This is a genomic window from Glaciimonas sp. PAMC28666 (genome assembly GCF_016917355.1).
Classification (GTDB): domain Bacteria; phylum Pseudomonadota; class Gammaproteobacteria; order Burkholderiales; family Burkholderiaceae_D; genus Glaciimonas.
Genome location: NZ_CP070304.1, coordinates 594,803 through 618,476 on the forward strand (window position 1 = coordinate 594,803; position 23,674 = coordinate 618,476).

General features: G+C 50.3%; 20 protein-coding genes. 7 read left to right on the top strand and 13 right to left on the bottom strand.

Translation table 11 applies throughout. The annotated features are described in order from the left end of the window. The first annotated feature begins 68 nt into the window (after window positions 1–68). The 3 genes from JQN73_RS02620 (at window position 69) to leuA (ending at window position 3,407) form a co-directional block, all read left to right on the top strand. On the top strand, window positions 69–419 hold the full coding sequence (locus JQN73_RS02620) for a hypothetical protein (RefSeq protein WP_370551298.1): 351 nt from the start codon (window positions 69–71) through the stop codon (window positions 417–419). 541 nt (window positions 420–960) lie between these two features. After that, window positions 961–1,098 (top strand): DUF3096 domain-containing protein, encoded by a 138-nt coding sequence (locus tag JQN73_RS02625; RefSeq protein ID WP_205321612.1) that lies wholly within the window; start codon window positions 961–963, stop codon window positions 1,096–1,098. Between the two features lie 602 nt (window positions 1,099–1,700). Further along, entirely contained in the window at window positions 1,701–3,407 is a 1,707-nt protein-coding gene (leuA, locus tag JQN73_RS02630) for a 2-isopropylmalate synthase (protein WP_205321613.1), read from the top strand. Window positions 3,408–3,679: 272 nt separating this feature from the next. Here the strand turns inward: leuA and JQN73_RS02635 are convergent, their stop codons facing one another. Further along, on the bottom strand, window positions 3,680–4,294 hold the full coding sequence (locus JQN73_RS02635) for an FMN-dependent NADH-azoreductase (protein ID WP_205321615.1): 615 nt from the start codon (window positions 4,292–4,294) through the stop codon (window positions 3,680–3,682). A gap of 245 nt (window positions 4,295–4,539) precedes the next feature. Between JQN73_RS02635 and JQN73_RS02640 the strand changes: the two genes are divergently transcribed. Then, window positions 4,540–5,466, top strand: coding sequence for a LysR substrate-binding domain-containing protein (locus JQN73_RS02640; protein ID WP_240162402.1), 927 nt, complete (start codon window positions 4,540–4,542; stop codon window positions 5,464–5,466). A 45-nt stretch (window positions 5,467–5,511) separates the two neighbouring features. Here JQN73_RS02640 and egtB read toward each other — a convergent pair whose 3' ends face one another. Next, entirely contained in the window at window positions 5,512–6,753 is a 1,242-nt protein-coding gene (egtB, locus tag JQN73_RS02645) for an ergothioneine biosynthesis protein EgtB (protein ID WP_205323140.1), read from the bottom strand. A 68-nt stretch (window positions 6,754–6,821) separates the two neighbouring features. Further along, entirely contained in the window at window positions 6,822–7,835 is a 1,014-nt protein-coding gene (gene egtD / locus JQN73_RS02650) for an L-histidine N(alpha)-methyltransferase (RefSeq protein ID WP_240162403.1), read from the bottom strand. A gap of 475 nt (window positions 7,836–8,310) precedes the next feature. Between egtD and JQN73_RS02655 the strand changes: the two genes are divergently transcribed. Both JQN73_RS02655 and JQN73_RS02660 read left to right on the top strand, forming a co-directional pair. Then, a complete protein-coding gene (locus JQN73_RS02655; protein ID WP_205321617.1) occupies window positions 8,311–10,101 on the top strand; it encodes an ABC transporter transmembrane domain-containing protein in 1,791 nt (596 codons plus the stop codon). Between the two features lie 23 nt (window positions 10,102–10,124). Next, on the top strand, window positions 10,125–11,234 hold the full coding sequence (locus tag JQN73_RS02660; RefSeq protein WP_205321619.1) for an NADH:flavin oxidoreductase/NADH oxidase: 1,110 nt from the start codon (window positions 10,125–10,127) through the stop codon (window positions 11,232–11,234). A gap of 125 nt (window positions 11,235–11,359) precedes the next feature. Here JQN73_RS02660 and JQN73_RS02665 read toward each other — a convergent pair whose 3' ends face one another. Then, on the bottom strand, window positions 11,360–12,295 hold the full coding sequence (locus tag JQN73_RS02665; RefSeq protein WP_205321621.1) for a LysR family transcriptional regulator: 936 nt from the start codon (window positions 12,293–12,295) through the stop codon (window positions 11,360–11,362). 426 nt (window positions 12,296–12,721) lie between these two features. On the opposite strand from JQN73_RS02665, the gene JQN73_RS02670 reads away from it, so the two are divergent. Continuing rightward, complete coding sequence (locus JQN73_RS02670) at window positions 12,722–13,750, top strand: NADP-dependent oxidoreductase (RefSeq protein ID WP_205321623.1); 1,029 nt, start codon at window positions 12,722–12,724, stop codon at window positions 13,748–13,750. 138 nt (window positions 13,751–13,888) lie between these two features. Here the strand turns inward: JQN73_RS02670 and upp are convergent, their stop codons facing one another. The 9 genes from upp to thrS form a co-directional block, all read right to left on the bottom strand. Then, complete coding sequence (gene upp, locus JQN73_RS02675; RefSeq protein ID WP_205321624.1) at window positions 13,889–14,539, bottom strand: uracil phosphoribosyltransferase; 651 nt, start codon at window positions 14,537–14,539, stop codon at window positions 13,889–13,891. A 214-nt stretch (window positions 14,540–14,753) separates the two neighbouring features. After that, on the bottom strand, window positions 14,754–15,182 hold the full coding sequence (locus JQN73_RS02680; RefSeq protein ID WP_205321625.1) for a MerR family transcriptional regulator: 429 nt from the start codon (window positions 15,180–15,182) through the stop codon (window positions 14,754–14,756). Between the two features lie 7 nt (window positions 15,183–15,189). Next, a complete protein-coding gene (locus tag JQN73_RS02685) occupies window positions 15,190–15,600 on the bottom strand; it encodes an integration host factor subunit alpha (RefSeq protein ID WP_205321627.1) in 411 nt (136 codons plus the stop codon). A 294-nt stretch (window positions 15,601–15,894) separates the two neighbouring features. Then, the gene (pheT, locus tag JQN73_RS02690; protein ID WP_205321629.1) at window positions 15,895–18,321 is read right to left on the bottom strand and encodes a phenylalanine--tRNA ligase subunit beta; all 2,427 of its coding nucleotides are present in this window, start codon (window positions 18,319–18,321) and stop codon (window positions 15,895–15,897) included. A gap of 97 nt (window positions 18,322–18,418) precedes the next feature. Further along, a complete protein-coding gene (pheS, locus tag JQN73_RS02695) occupies window positions 18,419–19,435 on the bottom strand; it encodes a phenylalanine--tRNA ligase subunit alpha (RefSeq protein WP_205321631.1) in 1,017 nt (338 codons plus the stop codon). Window positions 19,436–19,959: 524 nt separating this feature from the next. Beyond that, window positions 19,960–20,319, bottom strand: coding sequence for a 50S ribosomal protein L20 (gene rplT / locus JQN73_RS02700; RefSeq protein ID WP_168055225.1), 360 nt, complete (start codon window positions 20,317–20,319; stop codon window positions 19,960–19,962). 23 nt (window positions 20,320–20,342) lie between these two features. Next, the gene (gene rpmI / locus JQN73_RS02705; protein WP_168055223.1) at window positions 20,343–20,540 is read right to left on the bottom strand and encodes a 50S ribosomal protein L35; all 198 of its coding nucleotides are present in this window, start codon (window positions 20,538–20,540) and stop codon (window positions 20,343–20,345) included. Between the two features lie 258 nt (window positions 20,541–20,798). Then, window positions 20,799–21,320 carry a translation initiation factor IF-3 gene (gene infC / locus JQN73_RS02710; protein ID WP_108439777.1) on the bottom strand — a complete coding sequence of 174 codons (522 nt, stop codon included), beginning with the start codon at window positions 21,318–21,320 and terminating at the stop codon, window positions 20,799–20,801. Between the two features lie 59 nt (window positions 21,321–21,379). Next, window positions 21,380–23,287, bottom strand: coding sequence for a threonine--tRNA ligase (gene thrS / locus JQN73_RS02715; protein WP_205321633.1), 1,908 nt, complete (start codon window positions 23,285–23,287; stop codon window positions 21,380–21,382). Between the last annotated feature and the right edge of the window lie 387 nt (window positions 23,288–23,674).

Sequence of the window (23,674 nt, forward strand, 5' to 3'; positions counted from 1 at the left end):
CAATAATACAAATGAGAATCATTACTATTTAAGGTGCGATCAGTAAAATTTATGACAAGGAGTCTGTCTTGACCAATACCGTGCCATCCAAAGCCTCATCCAGGTCTACCGATACAATATTAATAGATATCAACGCGCGCAATATACCGCCAGACTTGTTGGTTTCTGCGGTATTGCAGCGTATATCTCAGTACAATATCCGCAGCCTCGAAGACGGTGCCTGCGCCCAGTCAGCCGCGACGATTGAATATCACCTCAGAACTCTTGCTGACCTGCCGACGCTGGCACCGGTGCTACGGGCAACTTGCCAACAGTTATCAGAACAATGGGCTTTGGTAGCAGAACGGTCAATACCCAAGCATCCGCGCTCTGCCTCGACCTTCATTACCCGTCTGATTACGGGCGCACGCCCTAATTAAATGGCCCCCTAAGTTGGCCTATTACTATTAAAAGCCAATTAACGAATCGAATTCCCCGGGAAGGGAGTAATACCGCCTATCCTTTGTTGCCTTGCCAAATGAATCAGCCGTCCGCACTTCACCTTAGATGGTTGATACAAAGATAGCGAGCGTGAGGCACAAAGCTTAAGCGGTCAGTTGTGTGTATGTGTTTTATCGGCATTAGCCAATATGTCATTTTGTAAAGGATCGCCTCCCAATACAGATTGCAGCCAAGCCGATCTTTTTTACTCGTCTGGATAAACTCATTATCGCTCAATCTTTTCGCTCGAATTTTTGTGTCCTATCGGTCACTCAGACCAAATCAACTTTACGTTGGTTACAATTTATTCTTACAACACATTTTCTGCTTGTCCTACATTCAATGCCCGAAGACAAAAGTACACTAAAGATGGTTTAAAGGTAAATATTGCTTGCGCTTACGCTTGATCACCTCATTTTCACCGGGGCAACTTTCTTTTTTACCCAGCATCTCAAATCTTCGTTAATGATTGGACGAAACATGAATATCGGACTCCACCTGACCCCCGTGGTTTCTCTCATTGCCGGTGTACTCATTCTGGCAATCCCCAGGCTTCTAAATTACATCATTGCCCTTTATCTCATTGTTATTGGGCTAATTGGCTTGTTTGGCCGATAGCCACGTTTCAATTCTTCGATCCGGCGCATTCAATGGCGCTGTTGGATCGAGCCGGCATTCATTAAATATAATTTAATCGTCTTGCCATAATCGCTTGACAGGTCTGGCGTATATCCCATACATTAAGAGTATGTCCTCCGCAAAAATTTCTCCCCGCTCTCTGTTGCATACTTCTGGCTACCTGCCAGGGCTACTGCTGCCGCTAATAGCGCTATCGCTACTACGCGCACTTTGATCTCGACCTTGTAATAACGAGATTGTAACTGGTAAATTTTGACTCGAAGTTGACGTCAACCAGAAGCAAAAACAAATCCAAATGCTGTAAAACAGAGAATCCCTACAAGGGACTCGGACAGAAAAGCAAATTTAAAATGTATTTCAAGCCGCTCTTCCAAATTCGCATCACTCCCGCAATTCATACCGGCGGTCTAACCATAACGTCCGTTCTGTTAGCCCCCGAGTTAATGCCCCAATTCCGACTGCTAGCGCTACCGATCGGTTACCTGGCCTTGCGTTAATCAGCAAGTGGCCGTCAGGTAGCCTTTTCGCCACGACACACTATTCCCGCATTTCACCAGTTCCAGATCACTTATAGGCTCATCATGATGTTGCAAAATCCAGCTACGAAATATCGCCCGTTTCCAACGATCCGATTGACGGATCGCACTTGGCCAGACCAAATCATTAGCGTGCCACCCATCTGGATGAGCACCGATTTGCGTGACGGTAATCAGGCGCTGATCGAACCAATGGATGCCGAACGCAAACTGCGCTTTTTTGAATTGCTGGTGAAAGTGGGCTTAAAAGAAATCGAAGTGGGATTTCCATCAGCATCGCAAACCGATTTCGATTTTGTCCGCAAGTTGATTGAAGAAAATCGTATCCCTGACGATGTCACGATCATCGTTTTGACGCAATCCCGGGAAGAATTAATTCGCCGTACCGTTGATTCCCTCAAAGGTGCCAAACGCGCCATGGTGCATTTATACAATTCAGTGGCCCCGGCATTTCGCAAAATAGTCTTCAGAATGTCACGCGACGAGATCAAAGAAATTGCCATCGCCGGCACCCGCCTGGTCAAGCAACTGACGGACGCCATTCCAGAAACCCAGTGGCGTTTTGAATATTCGCCCGAATCATTCAGCATGACGGAGCTCGACTTCTCGAAGGATATCTGCGACGCCGTCGCCGCGACGTGGGAAGCAACGCCTGAACGAAAAATTGTGTTTAATCTTCCCGCGACCGTTGAATGCAGCACCCCCAACGTTTACGCCGACCAAATTGAATGGATGCACCGCAATCTGGCCCAGCGTGACTCTGTCATTATTAGTGTACATCCACATAATGATCGTGGCACCGGCGTCGCTGCCGCGGAGTTGGCAGTGATGGCTGGCGCTGATCGGGTGGAAGGCTGCCTGTTCGGCAACGGTGAACGTACCGGCAATGTTGATCTGGTCACGTTGGCACTGAACTTATACACGCAAGGCGTGAATCCGGGCCTGGATTTTTCCGATATCGACAGCGTTCGCCAATGCGTCGAAGACTGCAATCAATTACCTGTTCACCCGCGTCACCCGTATGTCGGCGATCTGGTATTTACCGCCTTCTCCGGCTCTCATCAGGACGCTATCAAAAAAGGCTTCGAAGCGCAACAGGCCGATGCTATTTGGGAAGTCCCTTATTTGCCGATCGACCCTATAGATCTGGGCCGTAGCTATGACGCCGTGATTCGGGTTAACAGCCAATCAGGTAAAGGTGGCATGGCGTACCTGCTGGAACAGGAATATGGCCTGGTCATGCCGCGCCGGTTGCAAATAGAGTTTAGCCGTGCCGTTCAAAAAGCAGCCGATTCGACCGGTAAAGAAATTGTTTCCAGCGATATTTACCGGATCTTCAAGGAAGAATACCTTGATAAGCAAACCCCGTATGTCTATCGCGCCCACCGGATGACCGAGGATTCAAGCAAAGCCGAACCGATTAATATCGAACTCGATATTTCGCGTGATGGGCAACAATTGACTCTCAAAGGTGTTGGAAATGGCCCGATAGATGCATTTGTCGATGCTTTAGGCCTGGATGTAAAGCTCATGGACTTCCATGAACATGCGATCAGCGCCGGTGCGGATGCCCAAGCCGCAAGTTATATCGAGTTGCGCCTTAACGACGCCCCTACCGCATTTGGGGTCGGTATCGATGCGAATATTGTGACCGCTTCGTTCAAGGCCGTACTAAGCGCAATCAATCGCCAGATTGGCATTGCCAGCGAAGCCGCAAATCAGGAAAACAACCATAGAGCAGCTGCAGCCTAAGCAGTCATCTCATTTTTCAATCCCAAAAAGCTAGCGCGGCGATCCCGCGTTAGCCGACATCTGAATTCCCGCGTATTACCGTATGTGATGAATTGCAGTGTTGTTGCGCTTCGCCCTTAAAAATGGCGAAGCGCACATCTTCAATAAAAAGATGTGCGCCCGCTGTGCGCATGTCAGTTAATCCGGTAAAGCAGGATTGCCGCACACCATGCGTGAGCAAATCTGCCCGGCGCGGCGCGACACCCTTCCCTCTCGACTTTTTTTATTGCGACTTAAGCTGCGACCCCAGTGTTTAATGCTTTGATACCGACGCGTGCTGCTGCAAAACCCGCTTCTTTAGCCTCAGGACCATAGTTCAAACCATGAGCGCGCACAACTTCGATTTCTGTAATACCTAAGAAGCCAAAGACGACCTTGAGGTAATCTTCATGTGCAATGCCTGTCGGCGTGCCCGCATGAATGCCACCGGATGTCGACACAATGACGACACGTTTGCCCTTAGCCAAGCCTTCCGGGCCGGTTTCAGTGTAGCGAAAACTGACGCCTGCGACACAAATCTGATCGATCCATGCCTTCAGTTGCGTTGGCACAGTAAAGTTATACATGGGGGCACCGACGACAACCACATCCGCAGCCATGAATTCATTTAAAATCGCTTCTCCCAGCGCGACTTCCTGCTGCTGCGACGCGCTGCGTTGTTCAGCTGGGGTGCCTTTAGCAACAAATGTCCCGCCTGAAATGTGCGCCGTAACGTCTTTGCTCAAATCACGATAGATAACTTCAATTCCGGATTCTTTCGCCGTCAGATTGGCGACGACCTCTTGCGTCAGAGCGCGCGAAGCCGAAGCGTCGCCGAGAATGCTCGAATCGATATGTAATAATTTCATGGTATTTCCATTCAAATAGTTGAAAGTAGTTGAAAATAAGTTGAGAAACTTTTCAAGATTACCGGTGCGCCTGACGCCAGTAGAAGGTTTTCTGTCCTTGATCCGGTGCAGTAAAGCAACAATGCAAGATTCAATAACGCTAACCTGGCGCATGGTTTAACAGCATCGTACTCGCCACCATATATTTGAGCTAGTCGTCAATAATGAGATATATTGTTCTATATACGGAACAATGAAAGCCGATTGTGAATGATTTAAACGACTTGTATTTCTTCGCCAATGTGGTTGAGGAAGGTGGATTTACAGCCGCCGGACGCACCCTTGGCATTCCAAAATCGCGCCTATCCCGTCGGATATCCGAATTGGAAGCGCGATTAGGCGTGCGTTTACTACAACGCAATACGCGGGGGATTGCGCTCACTGACATTGGCAATCGTTATTACAAACAATGCCAGATCGTTCTGGCAGCCGCGGACGCGGCTGAGAACGCCGTCACGAGTTCGCTGGCAGAACCTAGCGGCCATGTGCGGGTGAGTTGTCTGGTGCCGATAGCACGTGAAAAACTGACGCTGGCTCTCCCGTTGTTTTTGGAGCGCTACCCGCGCGTCAGTGTCGAGCTGGTATTAACCAATCGACGCGTGAATTTGCTGGAAGACGGCATTGATATCGCGGTCCGCGTGCGCGCACCGGAGGAGGAAGATCCTAACCTTGCCACGCGGCGGTTGCGTCACACCGATGGTTACCTGGTCGCGGCACCAGCCCTGATGAAACAATTCGCCATTCCGGAACATCCCCGCGCGCTCACGAAATTTCCGTTCCTTGGCGCTGTGAATCAAGATCACCGGGCGCATTTTCCGCTGATTGGCCCCCATAACGAGCGCTATACTCTGGTGGTCGATCCCAGACTCGCGGTAGAGGATTTCACCATCAGGAAACACGCCGCATTGCGCGGCCTGGGCATTACCATGTTGCCGTCAGAAAATTGCGATGAGGAGATAGTCCGCGGCGAGCTGGTCCGCGTGCTACCGAACTGGACATTACCGTCTGGCACGCTCCAACTGGTTTATTTAACACAACGGGGCTTGCTTCCTGCAGTACGGGTTTTCATCGACTTTTTAATTGCGGAGTTGTACGAAAAATCCGAAGCGGATAATGCAGGAACCCACGCGTAGCCTCCCACGCACGATGACGTGGGGCCAGCATGCGTGGTTCCTAAGTTACTCCTGCTGTGGTAACGAAGAGCTGGCTAATCGTATCCCGCTGAATTGCCAGCGTGCAGTCGCTGGGAAAAAATTGCGATAACTTAAGCGCGTATGCCCAATTGGCGTGACACAAGACGAACCACGCAAAACATACTGATTCACCATAAATTTGCCGTTGTATTCACCCACAGCACCCTCAAGCGCGACGTAACCAGGGTAAGGCGCGTAACTGCTGGTAGTCCATTGCCACACCTGACCGAAATAGTCCGCCCTGTCATGATCGGCGAGGCTCGCTGCATTCTCCCATTCGGCTTCAGTCGGCAGTCGGGCACCAACCCAGCGCGCATAAGCCTCCGCCTCAAAAAATGAGATGTGAGCGACCGGCGCGTCCAACGCAAGGGGCTGTAATCCATTTAACGTAAATTCCTGCCACGTGGAATCGAATTGCGAGTGTGATTTTTGCCAATATAACGGATGCGTCAATTTTTCCTGCGTCACCCAATCCCATCCTGCAGCCAACCATAACAACGCATTCCGGTATCCGCCATCTTCAATAAAGGCCAGATACTCACGGTTGGTTACGAGGCGCGTTGCAATATAAAAAGGCTCGATAAATTGGCGATGGCGCGGGGTTTCATTATCGAAGAAAAAACCGGAGCCATCGTGGCCGATTTCGATCACACCGCCATCGAATTTTTGCCACTCCGATGCGCGCAATGGCACCGACTCATTATGTATCGCAACTTGTTTCCGAATTGTTTCCAGAACCTTATAAGGTGGTTTAAGAGGGTTCATCGAAAACAAATGCTTAATATCCGTCAGCAATAACTCCTGATGCTGCTGCTCATGGTGTAGTCCTAATTCAACCAACGTAGCCAAAGGTTCGGCACTAGCGGTTGGGAGCGCTAAGGAAAACAGTTGCGCCATACGCTGATCGATATTGCGACGATAAGCCCATACTTCACGCAAAGACGGACGCGTGATCAAGCCGCGCTGTGCGCGCGGATGCTGTTGGCCGACGCCATCGTAATAGGAATTGAAGAGGACGCGGAAAGCGGGATGAAAGGGTTGAAAATTCGGCTCGAATCGCTCTAGAATAAAGGTCTCGAAGAACCATGTGGTATGCGCGAGGTGCCACTTAACCGGACTCGCATCGGGCATCGATTGAACGCAACAATCTTCCTCTTCCAGCGGCTCTGCTAACGCCAAAGTTGCTTCCCGCATCTTTGCAAACAAGGTCCCTAACGTCGTATTCATTACAGTAGGCATTCCACCCTTTTGTTCTACGATTTTTGCCGCCATTTTTTCCATTTTGACATCCATCGTCATCCCCCTTGTGCATGGCACACCATGAACCACTCATGCGGATCACACCAGGTCTGAATTTTGGCGAAACCAGCTTGTTGTAATAATGCAGTGAAACTTTGCTGCGTGTATTTGTAGCTGCTCTCGGTGTGAATACGCTCGCCTGATGCAAATTGCCGCACTCCGCCGTTCTTCCAACGCACCGTCACAGCACGCTTCGCCTCCAAGTGCATTTCCACCCGATGTTGTTGGGCGTTGTAAAAACCGCGATGACACCAATCTCCAAGATCAAAATTAGCATCGAGCAAACGGTTAATATGGTGCAGAAGATTCAAATTGAATGAGGCCGTCACCCCTAACGCATCGTCATAGGCGGCATCCAGAATCGCCTTGTCCTTGATGAGATCGATACCAATCAATAAACCGCCGCCTGCGTTCCTATGTTCCAACGCATCGCCGCCATGTTCATGGCCGATGGTTTTTCGAATCCGTAATAAAAACTTCAACGCCTCGAGCGGCGTGTAGTTGCCTATCGATGATCCTGGATAAAAAAATTGTCGTCTTTCGCGTGAGACCGAGCCTGGCAATTCCAGTTCGTTTGAAAAATCCATACCAATACAGGTCATTGCGATATGCGGAAATTGCTGCTGTAATCCCGTTACCGCTTCCTGCAGGAATTTTTCAGATATATCAATTGCCACGTACTGACTAGGTTGCAAGCTGGAAAAAAGGCGGGCCGCCTTGACGCAATTACCGGCCCCGAGGTCGATCAACGTGGCCCCTTGACCCACGGCTTTCGCAATTTCGGCCGCATGCTGATCAAAAATCAACGCTTCTGTTCGGGTCGGGTAGTATTCAGGCAATTCGCAAATTGCGGCAAACAGCTTTGAGCCGAGCGTATCGTAAAGATATTTGGGCGATGTTGAAGCTTGAGGTGCCATTAAACCGGCCTCTAATTGGGTTACGATCGCGTCTTCAATATAACTCTGCGGGGTGCAGTTTTCCGGCTGCTCCGGTTGTTTTTGTTGCGCCACGGAAGTCTCCAGAATGGTAAAAATAAAATTTATCGAACTAAGGCGTCCAGAACCAGGCTATATATTTTAGGAATTTCGGATAAAGATATTGCTCATTTAAACAAAGCTAATAAAAAGATATCAATTATTCGCGAGAATCACCGAGAATCACTGAGAAATCTGCGCTGCTTCGCAACATCTACTACACTAGGAGCCAATCTGAGTTAGGCAAAATCGGCCACGACTGACATGAAGCTTGCCACATTTAATGTTGAGCGTTTGGCGGGGAAGCTTAATTACTTTCTTGAGCAATAGCTGACGGAGATTTGACAGCCTTCTGAAAAAACGCGTTTGATACTACTAGTAATGATATTTGTATAATTTATCAGAGTATCGACCATCAGGTTAGACAGTTGGTTCAAATTTTGACACGCGAAATGTCCGGCCGCAACCTAGAGCAACAAATTAACCAATTAGCAACAAAAATAAAAGTAACATGACAACCACAACTAAAGACCCTCAAAAACGCAGCTTAACCACCCTCGCTGGATTAATTCCCTTTCTTTCCCCCTATAAACGTCAGTTTGTTCTGGCGGGAATAGCGCTATTGGTCGCGGCAGCCGCAACTTTGGCTATTCCCTATGCCTTTAGACAAATGATTGACTTGGGCTTTGGCGCAAACGGAATCAAAGATCCTAACCATATTGACTTGTATTTTCTGGCCTTATTTGGTGTGGCTTGCATCTTGGGCGTTGCCACCGCAGCCCGTTTTTACATGGTGTCATGGCTAGGCGAACGCGTCACCGCAGATCTGCGCAGTGCCGTCTATTCACACGTGGTAACCCAAAGCCCACAATTCTTTGAAACCACAAAAACCGGGGAAGTGCTGTCCCGAATTACGACCGACACCACTTTGATTCAGGCACTGGTCGGTACCAGTATTTCAATGGCTTTACGCAATGGATTACTATTTATCGGTGGTTTGATTATGTTGTTCGTCAGCAGCATCAAACTCACTTCAATCATCATCGTCATGCTGGCGTTGGTAGTGCTGCCAATTGTCTGGTTCGGCCGACGGGTCCGCAAACTATCCAGGGCCTCGCAGGATCGGGTTGCTGATGCCTCGGCGATGGCTGGTGAAATTTTGAATGCGATGCCGACGGTCCAGGCCTTTACCCATGAAAACATCGAGGGGGAGCGCTTTAGCGGTGCGATTGAAAGCGCGTTCGGAACCGCCATGGAACGCATCCGTGCCCGTTCGTTGCTGACCATGATGGCGATTCTTTTAGTGTTTGGTGCCATTGTGTTCGTCTTATGGCTCGGTGCGCACGCGGTGGTCCAGGGACGGATGAGTGGTGGTGAACTGGGTCAATTTATTTTGTATGCGGCGCTGGTTGCTGGCTCAATCGGTGCCTTGGCAGAAGTCATGGGTGATACGCAGCGGGCTGCGGGAGCGACTGAACGTTTGTTGGAGTTATTATCAGCGAAGTCCCCGGTGCAGTCCGTACTGGTACCTGAAAAATTGCCACCCCGCACCGAACAAGGCGCGGCGGTGACGTTGGAGAATGTCGCATTTCATTATCCATCGCGTCCAGACACAGCATCGCTTTCGCACTTTTCGCTAGCCATTCGTCCCGGCGAAACAGTCGCTATCGTTGGCCCCTCAGGAGCAGGTAAAACAACATTATTTCAGTTGCTATTGCGCTTTTATGACCCGCAACAAGGCAGTATCAAGCTGGATGGGGTGGATATTAAATTTCTGGATTTACATACTCTGCGCAATGCCATCGGGATCGTTCCGCAAGATACGGTGATTTTTTCCGCTAACGCGATGGAAAACATCCGCTACGGGCGGACCGATGCGACCGATGCAGAAGTGATTGCGGCGGCAACCATGGCCGCTGCAGATGAGTTTATTGTCCGACTTCCTGAGGGTTATCAATCATTCCTCGGCGAGCGCGGGGTACGCTTGTCGGGTGGTCAGCGCCAGCGGATAGCGATTGCTCGGGCGATGCTGAAAAATCCGCCATTGCTTTTGCTGGACGAAGCAACGAGCGCACTGGACGCCGAATCCGAGCGCGCCGTACAGGGCGCCCTCGAAGCCGCAATGGTTGGTCGCACCACACTGGTCATCGCCCATCGCCTGGCAACGGTGCAAAGGGCCGATCGCATTATCGTGCTGGAGCACGGCCATATCGTGGAAACCGGCAACCACGCGTCACTCGTCGCACAAAACGGCCTTTACGCCAGTCTTGCTGCATTGCAATTTAATAATGGCACCATGTAAACATCGACATCAGGAACCCTGCTATGAGTTTATTATTTACACCGTTAACACTACGCAGCGTAACGTTATCAAATCGCATCGCCGTCGCACCCATGTGCCAATATTCCGCTCAGGATGGTTTTGCTAACGACTGGCATCTGGTGCACTTAGGCAGCCGCGCAGTGGGCGGGGCAGGCCTGGTTATTTTTGAGGCGAGCGCGATTGTCGCAGAAGGTCGGATTACGCCAGAGGATCTGGGCATCTGGAAAGATGAGCATATTGCACCCTTGCGCCGAATCACCCAATTTATTGAACAGCAAGGTGTGGTCGCGGGGATTCAATTAGCCCATGCAGGACGTAAAGCCAGTGCCTACCGCCCATGGGAAGCGACGCAAGGGAGTATTCCGTTAACGCAAGGCGGGTGGCAGACCGTCGGCCCCTCTGCGATCGCATTTGACGCCAATTTCCAAATACCCGTGGCACTCAGCGCAGAGCAAATTGCCGACATCGTGCAAGCCTTTGCCACGGCCGCACTGCGCGCCCATGCGGCTGGTTTCAAGCTGGTCGAAATTCATGCGGCGCACGGATATTTACTGCACGAATTTCTTTCACCGCTCAGCAATACCCGATCGGATCAATATGGTGGCAGCTTTGAAAATCGCATCCGTCTGGTCATGGAAGTGGTCACTGCGGTGCGCAAGGTCTGGCCTGAAGAATTGCCTTTACTGGTGCGCGTTTCTGCGACCGAATGGGTCGAAGGCGGCTGGAATGCCGACGAAACGGTGGCGTTAAGCATTCTGCTAAAAGAGGCGGGTGTCGATCTGGTCGATATCTCGACCGGTGGCAATGCGGCGAATGCCGTGATCCCGGTTGGCCCTGGATATCAGACCCAGTTTGCCGCCCGCGTCAAAAAAGAGGCCGATGTTGCCAGCGGAGCGGTCGGCATGATTACCGATCCGATTCAGGCGGAGCACATTTTGCGAACTGAACAAGCCGATCTCGTGTTACTGGCGCGCGAGTTGTTGCGCAATCCTAACTGGCCATTGCATGCTGCTGACGCACTACACGCCGAAACGCCCTGGCCGCCGCAATATGCGCGGGCCACCTCACGCAAAATGCCGCTGCGCCCTTCGATTGATTATGGGGATGAATGAGAACGGTCGTGCGCAATCAACCTCGACTTAAGCACTACCTGAGTTAGGCGAAGGGCGATGCACACTCGCGATGCCGTATGTACGATGCAGAATCCGCGTAAGGGTTTCGCGTCCTGAGCGCGGCATCAAGTCGCCGACATACCCAGTCCCACCGCGACTTCCGAAATCAGACGCCGTAACCAGACTACGTCCGGTGCGACGTGGGAACGGGTATGCCATAACATATAGAAACGCATTTTTGGCATGTCAAACGGCAGCGGAAATACCTGAATCGGCCAGTCCTTGACAAAGTAATTGGCGAATTGTCGGCCGGTCGTAAAGATCAGATCGGATTTTGCCAAAACATGCGGAACCAACGCAAAATAAGGGATCGCGACCTGAATGTTACGCTTCAATCCCTGTTCTGCGAGCGCTGCATCGATACTGCTGCGATGTCCTTCGATATACGGTGTCGGTGCCAGATGCGGCATCTCAACGTAATATTTCAGCGTCAGTCCTTTCTTGGCGACCGGATGATCGCGGTGCATCATGCAGACAACTTCGTCTTCGAACAGTTGCGCAAGATGCAGATGTTCCGGAGGATCGGGCCAATTGCCGATCACCAGATCCAGACGGCCGGTCTCCAGGGCATTGGAGTAATCAAGTCCTGCATCTAATGCATGCACCATCAGACTGGCACCCGGCGCCCGGCGCCGCACCTGCTCTATGATGGATGGAATCAGCAGCACGTTAAGATAATCGGGCGTTCCGACATGAAATACGCGCCCGGTACTCCCCGCTTCAAAGGCCGCTACCGGCGCGCCGATCTTTTCAAAGACATCCAGCCCTTCTTTTGCCAGCGCCAGCAATTCCTGCCCGCGTTCGGTCGGTACCATCCCCGTTTTCCCTCGTACCAATATGGCGTCGCCGGTCAATTCGCGCAACCGCTTTAGCGTGTTGCTGATAGTCGGTTGCGATTGCCCTAACTTGATCGCTGTTCGTGACACGCTTTTTTCCACCAGCAAAGTGTGCAAGACGCGAAGCAGATAAGTATCGAGATGATGGTTAGCGCGAGAGGTCATTAACAATAACAATCGGGGGGAAAACTGGGTGAAAGTAAGAAGCGCCGCGCAAATTGGTAACCTGCCCACAAACCTATCTGCATTCTCGCAGGATAACGGATAAGTGCTCTGTTGAGTATATTCACATTCCCACAACCTTAATTGGTTTAGGACGCTTTTTCCAGCTGCCCACGCGTCGCGCGCCAATCATTACACTCCTTCTGGTCAGCGACGCATCCAACCCCGATCGGAGCTCTGAATTGACGGTTCGACCATTTAGAGTTGATCCTTTTGAAATGTAACAGCAAGGAACCGGGCGCATAACGCTGCAATGCCGGTCCAAATATCTTTTATCGCATAAACTGATGGCATGCTATTTCGTACGGTAGCCATTATTCGAACAACGCCAGATCGCCAGCGTTGATTCAACTTTCAGGAGATCCAATCATGACGCATAGCAATACTATCAATCGTAGTGTCGTTCTTGCTGCCCGTCCGCATGGTGCGCCGACAGCAGACAATTTTCGACTGGAAGAAACAGTTGTACCAACACCCGCCACCGGGCAGTTATTGCTGCGCACATTGTTTCTTTCCCTCGACCCTTATATGCGTGGCCGCATGAGCGATGCCCCGTCGTATGCGCCACCGGTCGCAGTCAATGCCGTCATGGGCGGCGGCACCATAGCGCGGGTGGAAGAATCTTTCCACTCCGATTACAAAGTGGGCGATCTTGTACTTAGCTATAGCGGTTGGCAAGACTACCTATTGTCGGATGGAACCGGCCTGACAAAACTCGACAGCAGCCAACAAAAGCCATCGCATCGATTAGGGGTATTGGGAATGCCGGGCTTTACTGCCTATGTCGGCTTGCTCGATATAGGGCTGCCTAAAGCGGGCGAAACCGTAGTCGTCGCTGCCGCAACAGGCGCGGTCGGTTCTTTAGTCGGGCAAATTGCCAAGATCAAAGGCTGTACCGTCATTGGCATCGCGGGAGGAGCGGAAAAGTGCGCTTATGCCGTCAATGAACTGGGTTTTGACGCTTGTATCGATCACCGCAGCGATGACTTCCCGCAGCAACTGGCAGCGGCCTGCACTAGCGGTATCGACGTTTATTTTGAAAATGTTGGTGGCGCGGTGTTCGATGCAGTATTGCCACTGCTGAATGCATTTGCTCGCGTACCGGTGTGCGGCCTGATTGCCAACTATAACGCGACTAGCGTACGCGAGGGACCGGACCGTTCGCAAATGTTAACACGCGCGATATTGACCCGCCGGCTCAAGATACAAGGATTCATTAATTCAGATTACGCCCCTCGCCATAACGCGTTTTTGAGCGAAATGAGCGGATGGTTGAAATCGGGACAAATAAAATATCGCGAAGAATTCGTGGATGGCCTTGAAAATGCGCCGCAAGCGTTCATTGGCCTGCTACAAGGTAAAAATTTCGGGAAATTAATTATCAAGGTAGCGGAATAAAGTCTGGTCTGGCCTCGCGCGAGGAACAGGCGCAACGCACCACTTAATGCCTGAGAAAAAAAGCACGCGTACCGGAATTACCGGAATGCATGCTTTTTTTTGCTAAACATGCCGGGGCGTGTTTGCGAAGGTCCTAAATTATTTGGTCCCGAAAATTCGATCGCCAGCATCACCCAGGCCAGGAACAATATATGCATGCTCATTGAGGTGGGAATCGAGGCTTGCCACATACAACTTAACCTGTGGATGCGCATCTTGAAACACCTGAACGCCTTCCGGGGCGGCAACCAACGCGAGAAAAACGATTTGCGCATCGGTCACGCCACGTTGCTTGAGGACGTTGACGGCATAGACCGCCGAGTTACCCGTCGCAACCATTGGATCGCATAGAATAAATGTACGCTCAGCCAAATCCGGCAAACGTACAAGATACTCAACCGGTTCAAGCGTTGCAGGATCGCGGTAGACACCAATATGACCAACGCGAGCAGATGGCACCAAATCCAACAAACCGTCGCTCATGCCGATACCGGCACGTAGAACTGGCACAACCGCCAGTTTGCGCCCTGCGATAACCGGTGCATCCATGGTTTGAATCGGCGTTTCAATACGTTGCGTCGTCAGCGGTAAATCGCGAGTAATTTCATACCCCATCAATTGGGTAATTTCACGTAACAACTGGCGGAATGTACGGGTCGACGTATCCTTGCTCCGCATATGGGTCAGCTTATGCTGAATCAGCGGATGGTTAAGGATAAAAAGATTAGGAAAGCGTGGATCGCTGAGCATAATGAAAGATTAAGACGAATGGTCGGATTGAGACGAAACAGAAAAGACTAAACAGCCTGCGCACGCCACTGCACTGCACTGCAGAAGGCGCTGCTGCTTATCTGCAACTACGTGCATCGTTGCTGCAATTTTTTTACTGTTTCGGGCTGTTTTAGAATTTTTGCCAGCAACCACTAAGTAGCGCTACCGCATTATCCTCATTAAACATAAACCGCTACTGAGAGATGGATGGTGATTTTGTTTCAAGCGTCGTCAGCGTCAGCAAGGCCAAAATTTGCTCAAGTTCGTGGCGCATTTCTATCAGGTCGATTTTGTTTTGAGCAGCTTCTGCGGCCGCAGCCATGGAATCTTTTTCGGCTTGCGCCATTCTGCCATCGAGTTTGTTACGTGCGCCGCTGATGGTAAAACCTTGCTCATACAAAAGTTCACGAATGCGCCGTATCAATAACACTTCGTGATGCTGGTAATAACGTCGATTTCCGCGTCGTTTAACCGGTTTTAGTTGGGTAAACTCTTGCTCCCAATAGCGCAAAACATGCGGCTTCACACCGCAAAGATCGCTTACTTCACCGATAGTAAAATAGCGCTTCGCGGGAATCGGCGGCAAGACGATTACCTCAGATTTACTGATACGATCGTTCATGGGTTAATTAAGCGAGGGAAAAAGGTTGTTGGGAAGTAGCTTCGACCATGCCTTTAAGCTTTTGGCTGGCATGAAAAGTAACTACACGACGCGCAGAAATAGGAATTTCTTCACCGGTTTTAGGATTGCGGCCAGGTCTTTGCGGCTTGTCGCGCAATTGAAAGTTGCCGAAACCAGAGAGTTTAACCGCCTCGCCGCGTTCCAGCGCATTACGCATTTCATCGAAAAAAGTTTCAACCATGTCTTTGGCTTCGCGCTTGTTAAGCCCTACTTGTTCAAATAAAAGCTCAGCCAGCTCCGCTTTGGTTAATGTCGGTAAATCTTTTTCGGCCTGCGAACGCGCTTGCGCTTCGCGCATCGCCCGATTCAGATCGGCATCCAATACGGATTCAAACTCCACTGCCTGCATATCATTCATTCTGCGTTCACTCTGTTATTTTCACCCTGTTTTGCGATTCACCAAACCCAAAAATGTGCATTTAGTTCAGCACTTTTCGGATCGGGTTGCTTCTTGCTAACGCTTTGAAGCCTCGCTTTTGAAGCTTGCATTAAAGCAGAGCCTTAATACCTGGCCGTCATGTCCCGCCTTAATGCGCACAACCTGGGGCTGACACATGGCGCTGACCGGAGACGCCTACCAACAGTCAAATACTGGCCGACATGATGAATATCGCCTCACCGGTTGTGCACCTTTTGACAATCCCATCGTTATTTAACTGCGTAACTTTGCACCGTCAATCTTGCCTATCGCCGCAATTAAAGCGGACATGGCGGCATCAACGGTATCGTCCTGGAGGGTGTTTTCAGTATCTTGCAACGTAAACCGGAAAGCAAGACTTTTTTCGTCATTTTCTAAACCCTTGCCATGATATTCATCAAATAAAACAAAGGCTTGCAGAATTCTACAGGCGTTGTTAGTGCGCTGTTCGGTGGCGAAAATATCCATCAAATCCTGCGCTGGAATGGCCTGACTGACCACCACAGCAAGGTCACGCACGACCGCGGGGAATTTCGAAATGTCGGCATACTTTGGTACTTCGCGCTGCTGCAATGCATCTACCGCCATTTCGAAAACGACCGGCGCTAGCGGCAGATCGTATTTCTGCTGCAATCGCGGATGAAGTTCACCAATAAAACCGACAACTTTTCCATCCAGCATAACTTGCGCCGAACGGCCCGGATGCAATGCAGGATGTTCGATCTTGGCAAAGCGCAACGTTACCGGTGCGTATAGCGCCTCAAGGTCTGCCTTAACGTCATAAAAATCGACCACCCGGCTAGCTTGTCCCCATTGCTCTTCGGCGTAAGGACCGTAAGCCAAACCAGCAACGTGTTTCGGCTGATCGAAACCGGCGACTGATAACGGCCCATCCTGACTAACCGGGTTACGCAAAAACACTGTTCCAGACTCAAAGAGTCGAACACGATTAACTTTGCGATTCAAGTTGTACTTAACGTTTGCGACAAGGCTGGCGATCAGTGACGAACGCATCACACTCATCTGGCTAGCGATAGGATTGATCAGTTTGATCGGCTCCAAATTGGCGGCAAAATCAATTTCCCAGGCTTCTTCAACGAAGCTGAAATTAATCACTTCCTGGTAATCAAGTGCAGCCAGTTTATGACTGATCGCAAATAATGACCGGGTGTTTTCGGGTGCAATAAACATCTCGTTCGGTGCCACCGGTGGCAATGCGGGAATGTTTTCAAAACCATACACGCGGACGATTTCTTCGATCAGATCTTCTTCAATCTCGATATCGAACCGGTAAGATGGCGGCGTCACCGAGAACACGCCAGGCGCTTGCGTAAAGGTAAGATTAAGTCGAGTGAAGATGTCCGCAATCAACGCATCGGTCAGCGGTACACCAATCACTTTGACGGCGCGCGCCGTGCGAACAGTGACAGGCAGGCGCACCGGCAAATTAACTTTTTGGTCGTCAATCGGACCTACCTTGGTATCGTCGCCGCCGCAAATTTCAACGAGGAGCGCAGTAATGCGTTCGATATGCTCAACAGTGGTCGCGAAATCGACGCCGCGTTCAAAACGATGTCCTGCATCGGTGGAAAAATTAAACCGACGGGCACGCCCTTGTATCGCTTGCGGAAACCAAAACGCCGCTTCCAGATAAATATTTTTCGTTTCTAATGAAACAGCAGTAGCGTCGCCACCCATGGTACCGGCCAGAGACTCAATTTGCTGTTCGTCGGCGATGACGCCGATCCACTCATCAACGCTCACGGTATTGCCGTTTAATAGCTTGAGCGATTCACCCGTTTTTCCCCAGCGCACGTCAAGACTGCCGTGAATTTTATCCAGATCAAACACATGGGTAGGACGGCCAAGCTCCAGCATGACGTAGTTGGAAATGTCGACCAGCGCTGATATTGAACGCTGACCGCTGCGCTCCAGTCGCTGCTTCATCCATTGCGGCGTTGGAGCCTTGGCGTTCAATCCCCGAATCACGCGGCCAGAAAAACGTCCGCATAAATCCGGTGCCGAAATGGTCACCGGCAGTACTTCAGCAATGTTCGCGCTAACGGACTGATAAGTCGGATGTTTAAGCGCAGTGCCAGTCAACGCTGACACTTCACGCGCAACGCCCAGTACCGATAGACAATCGGCTTTATTCGGCGTTAGCTTGATCGTGAATTTAAGATCGTTCAACTCATAGTAGTCACGGAAGTTCAAGCCAACCGGAGCGTCGCCGGCCAACTCCAGCAGTCCTTCGTTTTCTTCGGACAGCTTTAGTTCACGCGCCGAGCACAGCATGCCGTGCGATTCGATCCCGCGCAATTCACCCACTTTAATTTCAAAGGGCTTGCCGTCTGCGCCCGGAGGCAACATTGCTCCCGGCATCGCGCAAGGTACTTTCAAACCAGCGCGCACATTTGATGCACCGCATACTATCGTCAAGGCAGTGCCAGTGCCGACATCGACCTGACAGACATTCAGCCGGTCCGCATTAGGGTGTTTGGCGATCTCCAGCACCTGACCAACCACGACATTCGTGAACGGCGGCGCCACCGGCACGACCTCTTCTACTTCGAGGCCGGACATCGTCAGCAAGTGGGATAATTCGTCCGAAGTCATACTCGGATCGACCATTGTACGCAGCCAGCTTTCAGAGAATTGCATAGGTAAAACCTTCAAAAACCTTTAATCATGGAAGACTTGGACAGGTTTATTCGCAGTCAATGCGAACATTGTATCCAAGGCGTCTGGAGCAATTAATTTAATTAAATTGCTTTAAAAAGCGCAAATCGCCTTCGTAGAATAGACGCAGATCGCTGATGCCGTAACGCAGCATTGTCAAGCGTTCCAGGCCGGAGCCGAACGCAAAACCAATGTACTGCTCAGGATCGAGCCCCATGTTGCGTACTACGCTAGGATGCACTTGACCGGCACCCGAAACTTCGAGCCAGCGGCCTTTTAGCGGACCGCTGCCAAACGCGATATCGATCTCGGCGGAGGGTTCAGTAAATGGAAAGTAAGAAGGCCGGAAGCGAACCTGCAAATCGTCGGTCTCGAAGAAAGCTTTGACGAAATTCAGGTACACGCCCTTTAGGTCAGCAAAGCTGATGTCTTCGGCTATCCAAAGACCTTCGACCTGATGAAACATGGGTGAATGCGTAGCGTCACTGTCAACGCGATAAGTTCGGCCAGGAGCGATCACTTTGATCGGCGGCTTGTTCATACGCGCGTAACGTACTTGCATCGGACTGGTATGTGTACGCAACAACAATGGCTTGCCTTGCGTATCATTACCTTCAATATAAAAGGTGTCCTGCATCGAGCGCGCCGGATGATTTTCCGGGCTGTTCAATGCAGTAAAGTTGGTCCAGTCGGTTTCGATTTCAGGGCCATCTGCCACATCAAAACCGATGGACCGGAAAATTTCCTCGACCCGTTCCCAGGTCCGCATCACGGGATGGATACCGCCCACGCCACGGCCACGACCTGGCAACGTCACGTCGATTGCCTCAGCATTCAAACGGACTTGCATCTGCGCATCTGCCAGCGCATCGCGACGCGCCGTCAGCGCGTTTTCAATCTGCTGCTTGGCGACGTTGATCACGGCGCCCTGCACTTTGCGCTCGTCAGGTCCAAGCTTGCCCAGACCCTTCATTTGCTCGGTGATTTGACCGGTTTTGCCAAGATATTTGGCTTTAGCGTTTTCCAGCGCAGCCGCATCAATCGCGGCGATAAAATCAGCCTGGGCTTGCGTTACAAGTTGTTCTAGGGAGTTCATGCAGTTTTCCTGCTCCAATGGGAAGCCGAAAAATTCCAATTAACAATAGAAAGAATACGGGGTGCTGCGAAATAACGACAGAGGACAAGAAATACAGGGCGATAACAACGCTCTCTGCTTTCACCACGTTGTGTACATGCTCCGATTACAAAGCACTGCCGGGCCGTGCACACGCACTATTTCGACAATTCCGCGATCTTGTTTCTAAGGCAAACGGGAACAAGAAACCATTAATCTTCAATAAGAGACAATCCAAAAAATTGTATCTAATTAAAAAAATAAAATGGCAGTTAAAAAACACAAACGGGGCATAAGGTGTTCACCTCTGCCCCGCTCGGGATTGCGCATGCTGAAAAACTCAAGCTACCCCGAGTCACCCCGGTTCACTTTAACTTCGCCACAGTCGCAAAACTATGCTATTAAATGTTTCAAAAAAACCGTTTAAATGGTGCAGTATCTCTTCGTCATACCTGCGTACCGACTCCGTAACTACACTTCATTCAAAGGCTTTTTGATCACATCTATTACGCAGCGATGATGGCTTTAACTTGATTGACAATCGCAGCAAACGCTGGCTTGTCCATCACTGCCATATCGGCCAGGACTTTACGGTCCAGTTCGATAGAGGCACGCTTCAGACCGTTCATGAAGACGCTGTATGTTACGCCATGCTCACGGGAAGCAGCGTTAATACGGGCGATCCACAATGCACGGAAGACGCGCTTTTTGTTACGACGATCGCGATACGCATATTGACCAGCGCGCATAACTGCTTGCTTGGCAACACGGTAAACTTTACTGCGGCGACCGCGGTAACCCTTGGCAAGGGCTAAAACTTTTTTATGACGGGCACGAGCTGTAACCCCACGTTTTACTCTAGGCATAGTAACTCCTTAATAGTGTGAGGTTATGAGTTCGGCAACATTGCGCGGACGGATACCATGTTTGTTTCATGGACTCCGACTGAACCACGCAAATTACGTTTGGTCTTGGTTGTTTTTTTGGTCAGGATGTGACGTTTGAACGCTTGACCGCGTTTAACAGTTCCACCCGGACGGACGCGAAAGCGCTTCTTAGCACCGCTTTTCGTTTTCATTTTTGGCATGATTCTATCTGTCCTTCAGGACAGCTCCTTTTTTAACATGATTGCAGGTGGCAACAATCGTTGCACTTGTATGCCTACTCTCACTTGTTTAAACCTGGGCACCCAATTCCGTGACCAGATTTTGCAACGGAGTCTAATCGCTAGACCGCTGCTTTTGGGTGAAGTGGCAATAAAAACCGCTTCACCACAAAATTTAAAGAGGTATTGCAACGACGAATACCAAGACAAAAAATTCGGCGCTTTAATACCTTCTTTTCATTATTTCTTTTTCTTCGGGCCAATGATCATGATCATTTGACGCCCTTCCATCTTAGGCCACTGCTCGACTTGTCCGAACGGCTCCAAATCAGATTTCAGGCGTTCCAACATGCGCACACCGATATCCTGGTGAGCCATTTCACGACCGCGAAAACGCAGCGTGATTTTGGTTTTATCGCCGTCTTCCAGAAACTTAGTCAAATTGCGCAGTTTGATGCCGTAATCGCCATCATCGGTACCCGGACGGAATTTAACTTCCTTCACCAGAATAACCTTCTGTTTCAATTTGGCTTCGTGCGCTTTCTTCTGTTCCTGGTATTTAAATTTACCATAGTCCATCAGACGCGCTACGGGAGGCTGTGCAGTCGGTGCGATTTCCACCAGATCTACGTTAGCTTCTTCAGCCAGACGAAAGGCTTCCGCCAACGAAACGATACCGAGCGGTTCATTTTCAACCCCGCTTAGACGCAATTCAGGTGCTGTTACCTCACCATTTATGCGATGTGACTTGTCCGTAGCTATTGCAGTTTCCTTTAAAAATCAAATAGATAAGCCGTGCTTCCACGCTATGGGTTTACCGTTCAGGCTTTGGTCTCGACCTCAATTTTGAGGCGCTCCACCAGTGCGTCTATTGACATGACACCTAAATCGACATTACCCCGCGCACGCACGGCCACTGTATTTGCATCACGCTCTTTATCACCTACAACCAGGATATAGGGCGGTTTTTGCAAAGAATGCTGGCGTATTTTATAGGTAATCTTCTCATTACGCAAATCCGCTTCAACTCTAAACCCTTGTTTTTTCAGCGTTTGTGCAACACTTTGGACGTATTCGGACTGCGCATCCGATATATTCAAAATCACAACTTGAACCGGCGCTAGCCATAAAGGCATCGCACCAGCATGGTTTTCAATCAGGATGCCAATGAAACGCTCCAATGATCCAACAATCGCCCGATGCAACATAACGGGTACTTTCCGATTATTGTCTTCTGTCACGTATTCAGCACCGAGACGGCCAGGCATCGAGAAATCGACTTGCATCGTGCCACATTGCCATGATCGACCAATCGAATCCTTTAGATGATACTCAATCTTTGGACCGTAAAACGCGCCCTCGCCCGGCAATTCCTCCCAGGTGGTTCCCGACGCACGCAGCGCATCACGCAACGCATTTTCAGCCTTATCCCATACATCATCCTCGCCGACACGCTTGTCCGGGCGCAAAGCCAGTTTCACGGCGACTTCGGTAAAGCCAAAACGGTCATAAACTTCACGTACCACTTTATCAAAGGCCGCGACTTCAGTTTGGACCTGATCTTCGGTACAGAAAATATGTCCATCATCTTGCGTAAAGCCACGCACACGCATCATGCCGTGTAACGCCCCAGATGGTTCGTTGCGATGACATTGTCCAAACTCGCCAAAGCGCAGCGGCAAGTCGCGATAGCTATGAAGAGAAGAGTTGAATATCTCCACATGGCCAGGGCAATTCATCGGTTTCAACGCATAACTGCGATTTTCCGATTCGGTGGTGAACATGTTGTCGCGATAATTTTCCCAGTGGCCGGTTCTTTCCCACAAAGATCGGTCCAGAATCTGCGGTGCCTTCACCTCTTGATAGCCGTTATCTTGATACACCTTGCGCATGTATTGCTCAACCTGTTGCCAGATAGTCCAGCCTTTTGGATGCCAAAAAATCAAACCCGGGGCTTCTTCTTGCATGTGGAATAAATCCAAAGCGCGGCCAAGCTTGCGATGATCCCGCTTTTCTGCCTCTTCGAGCATATGCAAATAAGCTTCCTGATCTTCTTTTTTGGTCCAGGCGGTGCCGTACACCCGTTGCAACATTTCGTTTTTAGCATCGCCGCGCCAGTAAGCGCCCGCTAACTTCATCAATTTAAAGACTTTCAGCTTACCGGTTGATGGCACGTGCGGCCCACGACACAGATCGGTAAACGACCCTTCTGTATAGAGCGACACTTCTTGATCCGCTGGAATTGACTCAATCAGCTCGGCCTTATAATCTTCACCCAGCGATTTGAAGTAAGCGACCGCTTCATCGCGTGGCAATACGCGCCGTGTTACAGGCTCGTCTTTTTTCGCCAGTTCCGCCATTTTCTTTTCGATAACGATTAAGTCTTCCGGCGTGAATGGCCGCTTGTAAGCAAAATCGTAATAAAAGCCATTTTCAATGACAGGCCCAATCGTCACTTGCGCATCAGGGAATAGTTCCTTGACCGCGTAAGCTAACAGATGAGCGGTCGAGTGACGAATCACATCAAGACCTTCAGCATCCTTATCCGTAATAATCGCTAACGCCACATCACGCTCGATCAAATACGAGGTGTCCACGACGATGCCGTCGACTTTGCCAGCCAGCGCAGCCTTTGCCAGACCCGTTCCGATGCTGGCCGCGACTTGTGCAACTGTCAGAGGTGCGTCAAATTGACGCTGCGAACCATCCGGAAGTGTGACTGATACCATGTGAGCTCCATACGATCATCGCTTTGCTTTGAGCGATGCCGAATTAAATGAATAAATTAACGAATAATGATCAAAAATGCAGACGAAAAAAAGCGCGGACCAGCCGCGCTTTCTCAGTAGTGAAAAAGACCTCGACTAGTGTCGCGTGCAGACTGCGGTGGTAGTTCGCGGTGTCATAACCAGGATGCCTTTCTCGCTCTTACAAATGATGTTTGGTGTTTTGGCTGTTTTTCCCTACAACCAGGTAAGGATAGAAGCCAGATTGCAGGATGATACCAGAAACTCACGTCATTTGCGTTAGCGCATCAGCGTGGTAAGCGAAGTTTAGCGTCGCGCCACCTCGCAACTACTAAATCAACAAATTACCATTGCCCGTATTGTTACCGC